We start from the raw sequence: 14,032 nt of genomic DNA, 5'->3' as shown, positions 1-14,032 counted from the left end.
GGGGTCATCACATCGGAGCCTCGGGCTCCCACTGCCCGAGGAGACTTGCACCGCATGACCAAGCGTCACGGTTATGCCTTGCTGGCCGCGATCGTCGCCGTAGTCGTGGTCATCTCAGCCGCCATATACGTCGGGGTCGCCGCCGACGACGGTGAGGAGAAGCCGCTCGTGGGCGGCGGCACGCCACACAACTCGGCGGCTCCCGCGTCCGTCGGCACCTGGGTCGGCGCCTGGTCGGCGTCCCCGTCCGGGGCGGAGCCCGGCACCGAGGCCAACGGAATGGCGGGCCGTTCGGTACGCAACGTGGTGCACGTCGGCGTCGGCGGCACCGCGGTCCGGATCACCCTGTCCAACCTCTACGGGCAGCAGCCGCTCAGCATCACTCACGCCTCGGTCGCCGTCGCGGCCGCCGCGAACAACCCCGCCGCCGCTGCCGGCACCATGCGCCGCCTCACCTTCCGCGGCAGCCCGTCGGTGATCGTGCCGGCCGGGCAGCAGGTGGTCAGCGACGCCGTGCGCCTGCTCGTCCCGCACGACACGGACGTGCTGGTGACGACGTACTCGCCGACCCCGTCCGGGCCGGTCACCATCCACACGCAGGCACGGCAGATCTCGTACACCGCCGAGGGCGACCTCACGGAGGACGTGACCGGCACCGCGTACACCGGGCAGACGCCGTACTGGCGCTACGTGACCGCGTTGGACGTGCTGAGCAACGAGTCGGACGGCACGGTCGTCGTCATCGGCGACTCGCTCACCGACGGCTCGACCTCGTCCGTGGGCGAGAACAGGCGCTGGACGGACGTCCTGGCGGACCGGCTGCGCGAGAACTCCGACGGGCCCCGCTACAGCGTCGTCAACCAGGGCATCAGCGGAAACCGCGTCCTCGGCAGCGGCCTCGGCCGGCCCGCCGAGAACCCGAGCGGCCTGATCCGCTTCAACCGTGACGTGCTCGGCCGTACGAACGTCAGGGCGGTCGTGATCGCCCTCGGCGTCAACGACATCCTCCGTACGCCCCAGCAGACCGACGCGAACAAGATCACCGCCGGACTGCGCGAACTGACGCGCCTGGCCCACGCCCGGGGCCTGCGGGTCGTCGGCGCCACGCTCATGCCCTTCCAGGGCCACCGCGGCTACCGCCCGCACCTGGAGGACACCCGCCAGGCCGTCAACGCCCAGATCCGCGCCGGCAAGGTCTACGACGCCTACGTCGACTTCGACAAGGCACTCCGCGACCCCTACAACCCCCGCCGCCTCCGCTCCGACTACGACTCCGGCGACCACCTCCACCCCAGCGACAAGGGCTACAAGCGCATGGCAGAGGTCTTCAACCTGGACGACCTGAAGGGATCGGTCCCGGCCGAGCTGTGAGCGCTCCGACAGGGGCGACGCCCCTTCAGGGGCGCAGGGGCAGCGCCCTGGCCTTTTTGGTGCGGCGCGGGGGCAGCGCCCTAGTCTTTTAGGGGCGCGGGGAACTGCGCGACAAGCCACGACGGACCCGCACCCGACAACAACCACCTGCGGGAGCGCCAGGGCCAAGGCTCAATCCCGCTCGCGGCGATCCCGCCGATCATCCCGCCGCTCACGCCGTTCCTCCCGCCGAGCCTCCCGATGCTCCCGCATCATCTCCCGATGCTGCTCCATCGCCGCCCGGTGAATGGACCGCGCATCGTCCAACGAGTCCCGGTGGTCCAAGTCGCCGGCGCCGGAGCCCTCCAGGGCCCGGCGCCGGGACTCCTCCAACTCCTCCTGCCGCGCGGCCTTCCGCTCCAGCTTCTCCAGCCGCCGTTCCTCCTTCTGCCGGAGCCGCTCGGCCTTGGTCAGCTTGCGCTCGACACCGACACCGCCCCAGAAGGCGAACCCGGTGACGACGACCCGCGGTGCGCCGGGGTCGCCCTCGACGCCCTCCTCGCGGTGGTCGAAGCCGCCCATGACGCCGATGCCGCGGACGACGACCTCGACACCGGGCGGCACGATCACGTTCATCCCGCCCATGATCGCGACGCAGTTGACGACGACCTCGCCGTCGGCGAAGTTCGCCTCGCGCAGGTCGATGACACCGCCGCCCCAGAACGCGAAGGAGTTGAACCGCTTCGGCATGGTCCAGCGCCCCTTGCGCTCGAACCCGCCCAGGACCGCGACGCCCCACCGGGACGAACCGTCACCGCCGACGATGCGGCCCGCCCAGCCGCCCGCCCCCGCGGGCTGCTTGGCCATGGAGACGGTGGGAGCGGGCGGAGTCACCCCGGGCGCGGGCAGATCCCGCGTGATGGGCGCCAACTCCTTGTACGTACGCGCCTTGTACGTCGCCTCAAGACGCTCCTCGAACTCCTCCATGTCGAGGCGCCCCTCCGCGACGGCGTCCCTCAGCACTTCGGCGACCTGTTCACGATCGGCGTCGGAGGCGCGCAGTTCGGGAAGCCCGTCGGGATGTTCATCGGGGAGTTCGTCCGTCATGGACAGAAGCCTACGAGGTCGCCTTCTCCGCGTACATGCGGCTGATGACCGCCTCGATGTCCGGCTCACGCACCGACAGGTCCACCAGCGGATACGCGGCCGCGATCCGCGCCACGAGCGGCGCCGCCGACTCCGCCGCCGGGAACGCCAGCCACTGCCGCGGCCCCTCGACCTTCACCACCCGCGCCGACTCGACGTCGATGGGCGGGAGTTCACGCTCCAGGTCCACCACGAGCGTCCGCTCGCTCTCGCCGATCTCGTGCAGCCCGGTCAGCGGCCCGTCGTACATCAGACGTCCGTGGTCGATGACCATCACCCGCCGGCACAGCTGCTCGATGTCGGTCAGGTCGTGGGTCGTGAGCAGCACGGTCGTGCCGCGCTCGGCGTTGAGGTGCCGCAGGAACTCGCGCACCTTCGCCTTGCTGACCACGTCGAGCCCGATCGTCGGCTCGTCCAGGTACAGCACCTCCGGGTCGTGCAGCAGCGCCGCCGCGATGTCCCCGCGCATCCGCTGCCCGAGCGACAGCTGCCGTACGGGCACGTCCAACAGCTCGCCCAGTTCGAGGAGTTCGACGCACCGGTCGAGGTTCTCGGCGTACCGGGCGTCCGGGATCCGGTACATGCGGTGCATCAGCCGGTACGAGTCGATCAGCGGGAGGTCCCACCACAGGGTCGTCCGCTGTCCGAACACCACCCCGATGCGCTGCGCGAGCCGGGTGCGCTCGCGGGACGGATCGATACCCGCCACGCGGAGGCGGCCGCCGCTCGGGGTGAGGATGCCGGTGAGCATCTTGATCGTGGTGGACTTGCCCGCGCCGTTCGGCCCGATGTAGCCGACCATCTCGCCGCGCGCCACGGTGAAGGAGATCGAGTCGACCGCCCGCACCTGCCGCCGCTCACTGCGCATGAAGCCGGTCTTCTTGCGTACGTCGAAGACCTTCTCGACGCGGTCGAGGTGAATGAAGCCCTCGGCGTCGCCGCCGCCGTGATCGACGTCCGTCTGCGTGTTCATGTGCGGCTAACTCCCCGTGCTCCGGTACGAACGAAGACCCGCGCGCCAGGCGAACCCCGAGAGCGCGCAGCAGACGACCGCCACCAGCGGCGGCAGGAACGCGACCCACTCGGGCAGGTCGAGCGGATAGGGCCGGTCCAGCACGTACAGCGCGGGCAGCCAGTTGACGAAGGCCAGCGGCAGCACGAACGTCACCCCGCGCACCAGGTCCTTCGCGAAGACCGTCGGCGGATACTGCAGCAGCGTGGTGCCGCCGTACGTGAAGGAGTTCTGCACCTGGGACGCGTCCTGCGCCACGAACTGGAAGGCCGCGCCCGCCACGAACACCGCCGCGAAGATGGCGGCCCCGCTGACCACCATCACCGGCACCAGCAGCACCTTCAGCGGCGTCCAGGAGATGTCGACCACGAGGAGCGCGTACCCGAGGACCAGCAGCCCCTGTGTGATCCGGCCGAGGCGCCGCAGCGCGAACCGGTCCGCGGCGACCTGCGCGAGCACCGGCGCGGGCCGTACGAGCAGCGAGTCGAGCGTGCCGTCGCGCACCCGCTGCCCGAGCCGCTCCACCGAACCGAACGCCAGATCGGCGAGGCCGAACGCGGCACTGGACAGCCCGTACAGGAACGCCACCTCGCCCAGCGTGTAGCCGCCGAGCTCGTCGACCCGCGAGAACATCAGCAGGATCGTGACGAAGTCGAGCGCGGTCCCCGCGAAGTTGCCGAAGACCGTCATCGCGAAGGACGCGCGATACGCCATCGTCGAGCGGATCCACATCCAGGCGATCAGCCGGTAGGCCCGCAGCCCGTCCACCACACGCGAGCGACCGGCCGGCGGAAAGCCGCGGTGCACGTCGTGCTGCTCCCGAAGGTCAGCCACCCTGGACCACCACCCGGCGCGTCGCCGCCGACTGGACCAGCCGGCCCACCGCGAGCAGCCCGACGGCCCACGCGGCCTGGAAGGCGTACGTCCGCAGCAGCGCGAGGCCCGTGCGCTCGCCGAGCAGCACGTCCGCCGGTGCCTGGAGCAGCGCCGACCAGGGCAGCGCCCGGGCCAGCTCTCCGAGGGCGCCCGGGAAGACGTTCAGCGGCAGCGTCATCCCGGAGAAGAAGAGCCCCGCGAGCACCGCCAGCTGCTGCACACCCGCCCCGTCCATGAACCAGAAAGCCAGCAGCGCCACGAGATAGCGGATCGCGAAACTCACCAGGACCCCGAGGACGACCGCGACGAGGAACGCCAGCCAGGTCCCGGCATCGGCCGGAAGCGCGAGATGGAACACGAGCCCCCCGAACGCCATCGGCACCACACCACGCCCCAGCAACTGGAACGCGGCCCGCCCCGCGTCGGCCGCCAGCCACCACATCTGGAGGTCCGCGGGCCGGTACAGGTCGATCGCGATGTCACCCGTACGGATTCTCTCGATCAGCTCGTCCTCGAAGCCGCCGCCCATCACCGCGACCGCCGCGAGCAGCCCCTGCCCGAGCCACACGTACGTCACCGCCTGGGACTGGTCGTACCCGCCGAGGCCAGGCCTTTCGTCCCACAGCGCGATGTACGTGTACGCCAGGATCAGCCCGAAGACGGTGTTGGTGAACACGCCCGCGGCGGTCGCCACCCGGTAGGTCGCGTACCGCCGGAACGCACCCGTCGCGACGGCCGCGTACAACCGCCAAGTCCCCACGTCGGGCCCCCTTCGACCGTTCCGAGCCAAAGCGCAGGAGCCTAGCCCGGGGGCCGTACCGCGTGCCACGCATTTTCTTCCCGGGACGCGTGCCACGTACGGGGAACGAATCGCCGGGTGCGACAGTCTTCAAGGAGGGGCGCACAAGGCGTACGAGGGCGTACGAGACGTATGACGCGAAACGGGAGTCCGGCACAACATGAACGACCAGCCGCAGCCGCAGCAGCCGAGCGAGGGCTGGGCACCGAGGGAACCGGGACCCGCCACGGCGGCGGCACCGGACACACCCGGCAAGAAGCCCAAGCGACCGAAGCGCACCGGATGGCGGCGCCTGATCCCGACCTGGCGGATGGTGCTCGGCACGGTCCTCACCGGGCTCCTGCTGCTCATCGGCGCGTTCGCGCTCGGCTACTACCTGGTGAAGATCCCGGCCGCGAACTCGGCGGCGATGAAGCAGAGCAACGTCTATCTGTACTCGGACGGCAGCCAGCTCGCCCGTGACGGCGAGGTCAACCGGGAGAACGTGAACCTGGGGCTGATCTCCAAGGACGCCCAGCACGCGGTGCTGGCCGCCGAGGACCGCGACTTCTACAGCGAGTCGGCGGTCGACCCCAAGGCGATGATCCGGGCCGGCTGGAACACCGCCACGGGCAAGGGCAAGCAGTCCGGCTCGACGATCACCCAGCAGTACGTGAAGAACTACTACCTGGCCCAGGAGCAGACAGTCACCCGGAAGGCGAAGGAGTTCTTCATCGCGATCAAGCTGGACCGCGAGAAGAGCAAGGACGACATCCTGGAGGGCTACCTCAACACCAGCTACTTCGGCCGCAACGCCTACGGCATCCAGGCCGCCGCCCAGGCCTACTACGGCGTCGACGCCAAGGACCTGACGGTCGGCCAGGGCGCCTATCTGGCATCGCTGCTGAACGCGCCGAGCGAGTTCGACGTCGTCGCCCACCCCGAGAACAAGCCCGCGGCGCTGGCCCGCTGGAACTACGTCCTCGACGGCATGGTCAAGAAGAAGTGGATCACCGCTTCGGAACGCTCGGGCATCAAGTTCCCCGAGCCCAAGCAGACGGTGATCGCGGCCGGCATGTCCGGACAGCGCGGCTACATCGTCAAGGCCGTGAACGACTACCTGACCGACAACAAGATCCTCGACGAGGACGAGCTGAACGCCGGCGGCTACCGCATCACGACCACCCTGCAGAAGCCCAAGCAGGACGCCTTCGTGAAGGCCGTGAACGACCAGGTGATGGAGAAGCTCGACAAGAAGGACCGCAAGGTCGACAACTACGTCCGCGCGGGCGGCGCCTCCATCGACCCGAAGACCGGCAGGGTCCTCGCGATGTACGGCGGCATCGACTACACGAAGCAGTACTACAACAACGCGACCCGCCGGGACTACCAGGTCGGCTCCACCTTCAAGCCGTTCGTCTTCACCGCGGCCGTGCAGAACGACTCGACCACGCAGGACGGCCGCACGATCACCCCGAACACCGTCTACGACGGCACCAACAAGCGCCCCGTACAGGGCTGGGAGGGCGGCACGTACGCCCCGGAGAACGAGGACCAGGTCTCGTACGGGCAGATCTCGGTCCGCACCGCCACGGACAAGTCCGTGAACTCCGTGTACGCGCAGATGGCCGTGGACGTCGATCCGGAGAAGGTCGAGAAGACGGCCGTCGGACTCGGCATCCCGTCCGACACCCCCGACCTGACGGCGTCCCCGTCGATCGCGCTCGGCCCGGCCACGGCCAGCGTCCTCGACATGGCGGAGGCGTACGCGACCCTCGCCAACCACGGTAAGCGCGGCACGTACACGATGATCGACAAGATCACCAAGGACGGCGCGGACGTGGTGGACCTGCCCGAGCGCAAGACCTGGCAGGCCGTGAGCCGCGAGGCCGCCGACACCACGACCTCGGTCCTGCAGAGCGTCGTCGACGGAGGCACCGGCACGGCCGCGCAGGCCGCCGGACTGCCCGCGGCGGGCAAGACCGGCACGGCGGAGGAGGACCAGGCGGCCTGGTTCGCGGGCTACACCCCGAACCTCGCCACGGTCGTCGCCATCATGGGCCAGGACCCCGACACGGGCGCGCACAAGCCGCTGTACGGGGCGCTCGGGCAGCCCCGCATCAACGGCGGCGGCTACCCGGCGCAGATCTGGGCCCAGTACACGAAGGCCGCCCTGAAGGGCACCTCCGCCCAGGAGTTCGACCTGCGGCTCCAGGACGGCGCGGAGGAGCAGCAGCTCCCCCCGGCCAACCCCGACGAGGACCAGCCGGGCACGGACGCCGGACAGGACAACGGCGGCACGACCACCGGCGGCGAGGAGACCCCCGCGACCGAGGGCCAGACGGGCGGCGGCACCACCACGGACGGCGGCACCACCGGCGACGGCGGGACGACGACCGACGGAGGCACCACGGGCGATGGCGGAACAACCACCGGAGGCGCGACCACGGGCGGCGGCACCGGCTTCCCCACGGGTGGTACGGACGGCGCGGGCGGCACCACCGGCGACGGAGGCACGACGACCGACGGCGGAACGACGGACGGCGGGGGCGAGGACGGGGGCACGGGGACGACGTTCGGCGGCTTCCCGTAGATCCATTCCCACCGGCCTGAGGAGGGGCGCCCCATAAGGGGCGCGGGGAACTGCGCGACCAGCCACGGACGGCCCGCAGTTCCTGTCCCGCATGCCCCGCACGGCGCTCAGTGACCGGAGGTCGCCTTCAACCCCACCACTGACACCAGCAACAGGCACACGAAGAAAATCCTCGCGGCGGTCGCCGGTTCACCCAGCACCGCCATGCCGAACACCGCCGCCCCGGCCGCGCCGATGCCGACCCAGACGCCGTAGGCGGTACCGATGGGCAGCGTCTTCGCCGCGTACGACAGCAGGAACATGCTGGCGACGATGCCCGCACCGGTGAGAACGCTCGGCACGAGCCGAGTGAAACCGTCGGTGTACTTCATACCGATCGACCAGCCGACTTCCAGCAGACCGGCGACGACGAGCAGGACCCAGGCCATGAGGCACCTCCGCGAACGGATCAACAGGCGTTGATCAACAGGGGTGCGTCGTCTTTGCGAGTCCCGGTACGGCGCGTCTCGTCGGGGTCCTTCCAAGTTAGCAAAGGGCAGGGAAAAGGGGCTGGTGACGATGGTCACCAGCCCCTGCTGTCTCTTTCGACCTCTGTTTCAGAGGCGCAGGTTCGACTTCTGTTTCAGAGATACAGGCCGGTTGAGTCCTCGGAGCCCTCGAAGCGGTCGGCCGCCACGGCGTGCAGGTCCCGCTCGCGCATCAGTACGTACGCGGTGCCGCGCACCTCGACCTCGGCGAGGTCCTCCGGGTCGTACAGGACGCGGTCGCCCGGCTCCACGGTCCGTACGTTCTGCCCGACCGCGACGACCTCGGCCCAGGCGAGCCGCCGGCCCACGGCCGCCGTCGCGGGGATCAGGATGCCGCCGCCCGACCGGCGCTCGCCCTCGGCGGTGTCCTGCCGCACGAGCACACGGTCGTGGAGCATCCGGATGGGCAACTTGTCGTGATGGTTACTGTGCTTGTCCTGATTGGCGCTCACGTCTCGAACCTACCTGCCTTCACACGGTTCGTACGTACGTGGGGTGCGACCGGGGATGGGCTCGCGGGTGCGGGTGGGGGTGGGGGTGGGGGTGGGAGTGACGGCGGGTCAGCCCCTGCGGCGCCTGGTGCTCAGGGTGAGCAGTCCGACGACTCCGACCACGACGAGGGCGACGGGCACGATGCGGTCAAGACGCGGCGCCCCCTCCTCCGTCACGAACTGGCCCTTCACATCGCCGACGACGCGATTGACGCCGACGTAGGCGCGCCCGAGCGTGTGGTCGACGCTGGACGCCACCTTGGCCTTGGCGTCCCCGACGATGGTCTTCGGGTGCACCCGCACACCGATCTCGTCGAGCGTCTCGGCGAGAGTTTCGCGACGGCGCTTGATGTCCGCCTCGATCTGCGCCGGAGTCCTGGTGTCCGGCGTGCTCGACGTGTCCGACACGCGCTGCCTCCGTGGTCGTGGTCGTTTCTTCCCGTGGCCTGTTCTCTTCGGCCTTTTCTCTGGTCGACAGTCTGTCAGCTCCGCACGCCGCGCACCGCCCGGCACCCCCATTACGCTCGGGTGCGTATCCACCACCTCGCAAGGAGACCCCACGAGATGAGCGAGCGACTCCAGCCCGGCGACACCGCCCCCGCCTTCACCCTGCCCGACGCCGACGGCAACGAGGTCTCCCTGGCCGACCGCAAGGGCCGCAAGGTCATCGTCTACTTCTACCCGGCCGCCCTGACCCCCGGCTGCACCAAGCAGGCCTGCGACTTCACCGACAACCTCGAACTCCTCGCCGGCGCGGGCTACGACGTCATCGGCGTCTCCCCCGACAAGCCCGAGAAGCTCGCCAAGTTCCGCGACAAGGAAAACCTGAAGATCACCCTGCTCGCCGACCCCGACAAGACGGTCACCGAGTCGTACGCCGCCTACGGCGAAAAGAAGAACTACGGCAAGACCTACATGGGCGTAATCCGCTCCACGATCGTGGTGGACGAGGAGGGCAAGGTGGAGCGGGCGCTGTACAACGTCCGGGCCACGGGGCACGTGGCGAAGATCATCAAGGACTTGGGGATCTGAGGGGCCCAGCTCCGGGGAACTGAGTATCTGAGGACCTGAGTTGCGGCTCCCTGCACCACCGACACCGGAACGGCCCGCCCGCGACAAGCGGCGCGGGCCGTTCCGTATTCCGGTCGTGACCATCCGATAAACGGTTCGTTACTCCGTACGAGGTCGCGAACAAGCGGCCGGAACGGAGGGGAGCCATGCCGGTCAGCCCGTACACCAGGGAGCGCCTGGCGGAGGCTGCGAGTTCGTCGCGGACGTTGTCGGAGGCGTTGGGGAAGTTGGGGGTGGATCCGAAGAGTTCGACGCGTGATTACATCCGAGCGCGCATGAAGAGGTTGGGGGTGAGTACAGCCCACTTCGAACGAGAAGGGTGGCGGTGGACCAGAGAGCTTATGGAGCCAGCAGTCGCAGCGTCGAGGAGCGTCTCAGAGGTCTTGCGTCTACTCGGGCTCGACGGTGTCGGTGGCCACCACACTCACATCACTCGGCGCATCAAGGCGTATGGCCTGGACACCTCACACTTCACAGGAGCGGTTCGTACAGAGAGAGGGCGGGACAACGCTCGCCGCCGAACATCCGAAGAGATCCTCGTGGAGGACTCCTCGACACACGCCAAGCGCACGCCTAGCAGTCGGCTCAAGAGGGCCATGCGCGAACTCGGCATCAGCGAACATTGCGCGCTCTGCGGCATCGAGGCGGTCTGGCAAGGAGAGCCACTGCCCCTTGAGGTAGACCACATTGACGGCAACTGGCGGAACAACCGGATCAAGAATCTCCGGCTACTCTGCCCCAACTGCCACTCCACGACGGACACTTACCGAGGTCGCAGTATTGGGCGCCACCGGAGTGACGTCGCGTGAGCAATGACGTCCGGTACACCCGTGAGCGGTTGATCCAAGCAGCCGAACAATGCTCCGACATCGAGGCAGTCATCGCGTTTTTCGACACCCGGCCGTACCGCAACCTACGGCGGCACTTGTACCGTCGCTTCGAGCACTTCGGTATCGACGTCTCCCACTTCCCCCGCAAAGGCCGAGACAGGCCAAAGGGCCTACCGAGTGAGAGCGAGTTGCGGCATGCAGTTGCCCAGTCGACTTCGATAGCCGGGACCCTTCGCCTGCTGCAGCGCCCGGACAACACCCGCCTGCGCGCGCTGTTCCCAGAGCTGGTCGATAGGTACCGAATCGACACCGCGCACTTCCTGGGCCAGGGGCATCAGCGTGGAAAGCCTGGGCCGACACCTTCGAAACGGCCGGAAGACTTGCTGGTCAAGCACAACGGTGAGCGGCGGACGAAGACCGCTCAGCTGCGGTGGGCGCTTCGCGAGATCGGCGTACCTGAACAGTGCGCCAGATGCGGCACCGTCCCGGAATGGCTCGGCAAACCGATGACGCTGGAGGTCGATCACAGCAACGGAGACTGGTGCGACAATCGCCCCGAGAATCTGCGGCTGCTGTGCCCCAACTGCCACGCGATCACCAGCACCTGGTGCCGAGGGGGCCGACGGCGAACCTCGTAACCGGGACTCTCCTTACCGACAGTGTGCCGCGCCCAGTAAAGTGGGGCGCGGTACGCGCGCCTGTACTCCAATTGGCAGAGAGACTGGTCCTAGGAACCAGCTGTTGTCGGTTCGAATCCGACCGGGCGCACCAAGGCAGAAGGCCCAGCTGGCACCCCGCGAGCTGGGCCTTCGCCGCGCAAGCACCAAGCGGGGACCTTCACTCAGCCGGCAGCGCGAACCACCGCAGCAGAACCGGCTTGGCGTCTGGTGGGGCGTCCTCGGGACCCCGGGCGAAGCGGGTCAGGAGGTCGAGGTAGGCGTCGTGGAAGGCGGTCACCTCTTCCTTGGTGAGGTGACTGAGGCCCCGGGAGCCGCGCATCCAGCCGTCCGACTCGGCCTGTTCCTCGGTGAAGCGGCGGGCCAGCTCGATGTCCTCGTCCAGCCGCATGCGGTCCAGGGCCCCAGCGACCGCCCGCTCGCCGTCGGTCATCTCATCCTGCGCGGGCCTGCGTACGTCGAGTCCTCGCACCGCCCGCCACCAGCGCTCACGGCTGTTGGGCCGTTCCGGTACGTCCTCGATGAAGCCGCCGCGTTCGAGGCGGCGCAGGTGGTAGCTGAGGGTGCCGGTGTTCTCCCCGAGGGCGGCGGCGAGGGTCGTGGAGGTCGCCGGGCCGGAGACGGACAGGTGGCGGAGGATCTTCAGGCGTAGCGGGTGGGCGAGGGCCTTGAGGGCCGCCGGGTCGCTGGTCGTACGCCGTTCGCCGCCCGGTTCGGCACCCGGTTCGGCACCCGAGTCGGCGCCTGCGTCGGCCTCCGGCCCGGGCTTGGGCTCGGGCTCGCCTTCATCGCTCATGGGGTCAGCCTACCGCCACACAGCCGAACCTCTGCAGAGTGAAGTCTGCAGAATTTTCTCTGCAGACCTTCCATTGCAGAGAAATGGCTGCAATCCTTGAGGCGTGGGCATCGACATCGCGGGACCCTCCCGCCCGTCCGCCATTCACCAGGAGGTCCTTCATGCTTCGCGCCCGACGTCTCGTCATGGCACTGTCCGCCCTGGCCCTCGCCGCCGGCACGGGCGCGGCGACTGCGGGTCCCGTGCACGCCGACGCCGGTGTCGGCCCCGACCTCGGGGTGGACGCACGGCAGCTCGGCTTCGCGGACTGCCCGAACCTCTCCGAGCTTCCCGAGGGCGCGGATCCGGCGAAGTGGCGGTGCGAGGCCATGACCGCCACCGGGCATCTGACCCTCGGTCGCGTCGATGTGCCGATCGACCGGCCCCTGGCGATCACCTTCGCGGAGGGCACGGTCGGCGGCGAGTTCCGTCAGGTGTTCGGGGCGATGGCCGCCACTCCCCTGCGAGTTCGGGGCACACCTCTGTCGATCACGCCTCGGTACGGCGGGTATTCGGACTTCGAGTCCAACGACGAGCGGCGGGGCGAGCTGGATCTGACGTTCCGTATATCCGGGCCAGGGGTCCCGCGCGGTTGTTCCATAGGTACCGACGCGGCCCCGGTCCACCTGGTGCTGAAGGAGACGGATCCGCCGAGGGTCGTCTCGCCGGATCCGCTGGTCGTCGCCTTCGGGGTTGCGGACAACCGCTTTGCGGCGCCGGGCACTTCGGGCTGCGGCCGACTGGGCCGCGTGCTCGACAAGGTCCTTCGGCTACCGGCCCCGGCGGGCGTGAACGGCATCGACCTGGACGCGCGGGTGGCGCTGCGGTCGTACGGCGGGGTGGAGTAGTCGGGGTCCCGGGAGGGGGGTCAACCCAGCAATTCCTGTACGACCGGTACGAGTCCGCGGAACGCCTTGCCCCGGTGGCTGATGGCGTTCTTCTCCTCGGGGGTGAGTTCCGCGCAGGTGCGGGTGTAGCCGTCGGGCTGGAGGATCGGGTCATAGCCGAAGCCGTTGGAGCCGGTGGGTTCGTGGCACAACGTACCCCGCAGTTGGCCCTCGACCACGCGTTCCGTTCCGTCGGGGAGGGCGAGTGCGGCGGCGCAGGCGAAGTGGGCGGCGCGGTGTTCGTCTGCGATGTCGCCGAGTTGGGCGAGGAGGAGCCTGAGGTTGGCCTGGTCGTCGCCGTGGGTGCCGGACCAGCGGGCGGAGAAGATGCCGGGGGCGCCGCCGAGGACGTCGACGCACAGGCCCGAGTCGTCGGCGACGGCCGGGAGGCCGGTGGCCTGGGCGAGGGCGTGCGCCTTGAGGAGGGCGTTCTCGGCGAAAGTGACGCCGGTTTCCTTGACGTCGGGGATCTCCGGGTAGGCGTCCGCGCCGACGAGGTCGTGGTGCAGACCTGCGGCGGCGAGGATTGCCCTCAGCTCGGTGATCTTTCCGGGGTTGCGGGTGGCGAGGATCAGGCGGGTCATGGTGCTCACCCTAGCCAGCCGGGCCGTACTGCTCGCGCGATGCCTGCGATCGCCCACGGGCGTCCATGATCTGATCGCCTGCCGGTGCCCGCGATCGCCTGCCGCGCGCGGAGGACCGGTCGTTCACCGCGCGCGGAGGACCGGTTGTTCACCGCGCGCGGAGGACCGGTCGTTCACCACGCGCGGAGGACCGGCCGTTCACCACCCGCGGAGGGACCGGCCGTTCACCACCCGCGGAGGGACCGGCCGTTCACCACCCGCAGCGGGGCCGATCACCCACCCGCGACGGAACCGACCACCTACCCGCGGCGGAACCAGTCATCCAACCGCGACGGGACCGGCCGCCCACCGCGGCGGAACCAGTCACCCACCCGC

At 69.3% G+C, this 14,032-nt stretch carries 15 protein-coding genes, 1 tRNA gene and 1 riboswitch; of the genes, 7 read left to right on the top strand and 9 right to left on the bottom strand.

What is annotated here, in order from left to right; translation table 11 throughout:
- Positions 1-54 precede the first annotated feature (54 nt).
- Complete coding sequence (locus tag ACIBEI_RS14655) at positions 55-1,371, top strand: SGNH/GDSL hydrolase family protein (protein WP_398888597.1); 1,317 nt, start codon at positions 55-57, stop codon at positions 1,369-1,371.
- A gap of 171 nt (positions 1,372-1,542) precedes the next feature.
- Here ACIBEI_RS14655 and ACIBEI_RS14650 read toward each other — a convergent pair whose 3' ends face one another.
- From ACIBEI_RS14650 to ACIBEI_RS14635, 4 genes are read right to left on the bottom strand one after another with little or no spacing between them, the layout of a single operon-like run.
- Positions 1,543-2,457: a DUF1707 domain-containing protein gene (locus ACIBEI_RS14650; protein WP_398888595.1), complete on the bottom strand. Its 915-nt coding sequence runs from the start codon at positions 2,455-2,457 to the stop codon at positions 1,543-1,545.
- Between the two features lie 10 nt (positions 2,458-2,467).
- Entirely contained in the window at positions 2,468-3,469 is a 1,002-nt protein-coding gene (locus ACIBEI_RS14645; RefSeq protein ID WP_398888593.1) for an ATP-binding cassette domain-containing protein, read from the bottom strand.
- A 6-nt stretch (positions 3,470-3,475) separates the two neighbouring features.
- Positions 3,476-4,315, bottom strand: coding sequence for an ABC transporter permease (locus tag ACIBEI_RS14640; protein ID WP_398889002.1), 840 nt, complete (start codon positions 4,313-4,315; stop codon positions 3,476-3,478).
- Positions 4,316-4,334: 19 nt separating this feature from the next.
- Positions 4,335-5,144 carry an ABC transporter permease gene (locus tag ACIBEI_RS14635; RefSeq protein WP_398888591.1) on the bottom strand — a complete coding sequence of 270 codons (810 nt, stop codon included), beginning with the start codon at positions 5,142-5,144 and terminating at the stop codon, positions 4,335-4,337.
- Between the two features lie 199 nt (positions 5,145-5,343).
- Here ACIBEI_RS14635 and ACIBEI_RS14630 point away from each other — a divergent pair, with 199 nt between their 5' ends.
- Entirely contained in the window at positions 5,344-7,755 is a 2,412-nt protein-coding gene (locus ACIBEI_RS14630; protein ID WP_398888589.1) for a transglycosylase domain-containing protein, read from the top strand.
- A 107-nt stretch (positions 7,756-7,862) separates the two neighbouring features.
- Here the strand turns inward: ACIBEI_RS14630 and sugE are convergent, their stop codons facing one another.
- The 3 genes from sugE to ACIBEI_RS14615 all read right to left on the bottom strand — a co-directional run bounded on the left by sugE (position 7,863) and on the right by ACIBEI_RS14615 (position 9,181).
- The gene (gene sugE, locus ACIBEI_RS14625; protein ID WP_362077227.1) at positions 7,863-8,183 is read right to left on the bottom strand and encodes a quaternary ammonium compound efflux SMR transporter SugE; all 321 of its coding nucleotides are present in this window, start codon (positions 8,181-8,183) and stop codon (positions 7,863-7,865) included.
- 42 nt (positions 8,184-8,225) lie between these two features.
- Positions 8,226-8,295, bottom strand: a riboswitch (guanidine-III (ykkC-III) riboswitch).
- Positions 8,296-8,377: 82 nt separating this feature from the next.
- Positions 8,378-8,680, bottom strand: a complete 303-nt coding sequence (locus ACIBEI_RS14620; RefSeq protein ID WP_055611843.1) for a co-chaperone GroES — start codon at positions 8,678-8,680, stop codon at positions 8,378-8,380.
- A gap of 162 nt (positions 8,681-8,842) precedes the next feature.
- Complete coding sequence (locus ACIBEI_RS14615; RefSeq protein ID WP_055611832.1) at positions 8,843-9,181, bottom strand: DUF3618 domain-containing protein; 339 nt, start codon at positions 9,179-9,181, stop codon at positions 8,843-8,845.
- 156 nt (positions 9,182-9,337) lie between these two features.
- Between ACIBEI_RS14615 and bcp the strand changes: the two genes are divergently transcribed.
- The 4 genes from bcp (at position 9,338) to ACIBEI_RS14595 (ending at position 11,445) form a co-directional block, all read left to right on the top strand.
- Entirely contained in the window at positions 9,338-9,805 is a 468-nt protein-coding gene (gene bcp, locus ACIBEI_RS14610) for a thioredoxin-dependent thiol peroxidase (RefSeq protein ID WP_200397919.1), read from the top strand.
- A gap of 185 nt (positions 9,806-9,990) precedes the next feature.
- Entirely contained in the window at positions 9,991-10,653 is a 663-nt protein-coding gene (locus tag ACIBEI_RS14605; RefSeq protein ID WP_398888585.1) for an HNH endonuclease signature motif containing protein, read from the top strand.
- Positions 10,650-11,312 carry an HNH endonuclease gene (locus ACIBEI_RS14600; protein ID WP_398888583.1) on the top strand — a complete coding sequence of 221 codons (663 nt, stop codon included), beginning with the start codon at positions 10,650-10,652 and terminating at the stop codon, positions 11,310-11,312. Before ACIBEI_RS14605 ends, ACIBEI_RS14600 begins: the two co-directional genes overlap by 4 nt.
- 56 nt (positions 11,313-11,368) lie before the next feature.
- Positions 11,369-11,445 (top strand) — tRNA-Leu (locus ACIBEI_RS14595).
- A 66-nt stretch (positions 11,446-11,511) separates the two neighbouring features.
- On the opposite strand, the gene ACIBEI_RS14590 is transcribed toward ACIBEI_RS14595, so the two are convergent.
- Positions 11,512-12,147, bottom strand: a complete 636-nt coding sequence (locus ACIBEI_RS14590) for a helix-turn-helix domain-containing protein (protein WP_398888581.1) — start codon at positions 12,145-12,147, stop codon at positions 11,512-11,514.
- 161 nt (positions 12,148-12,308) lie between these two features.
- On the opposite strand from ACIBEI_RS14590, the gene ACIBEI_RS14585 reads away from it, so the two are divergent.
- Positions 12,309-13,034 (top strand): hypothetical protein, encoded by a 726-nt coding sequence (locus ACIBEI_RS14585; protein ID WP_398888579.1) that lies wholly within the window; start codon positions 12,309-12,311, stop codon positions 13,032-13,034.
- Between the two features lie 20 nt (positions 13,035-13,054).
- Here ACIBEI_RS14585 and rdgB read toward each other — a convergent pair whose 3' ends face one another.
- A complete protein-coding gene (rdgB, locus tag ACIBEI_RS14580; RefSeq protein WP_398888577.1) occupies positions 13,055-13,657 on the bottom strand; it encodes an RdgB/HAM1 family non-canonical purine NTP pyrophosphatase in 603 nt (200 codons plus the stop codon).
- Between the last annotated feature and the right edge of the window lie 375 nt (positions 13,658-14,032).

This window comes from Streptomyces sp. NPDC050988 (assembly GCF_044456225.1).
Classification (GTDB): domain Bacteria; phylum Actinomycetota; class Actinomycetes; order Streptomycetales; family Streptomycetaceae; genus Streptomyces.
The sequence above is the reverse complement of the archived record's forward strand: the minus strand, read 5'-3'. Positions and strand labels throughout refer to the sequence as shown.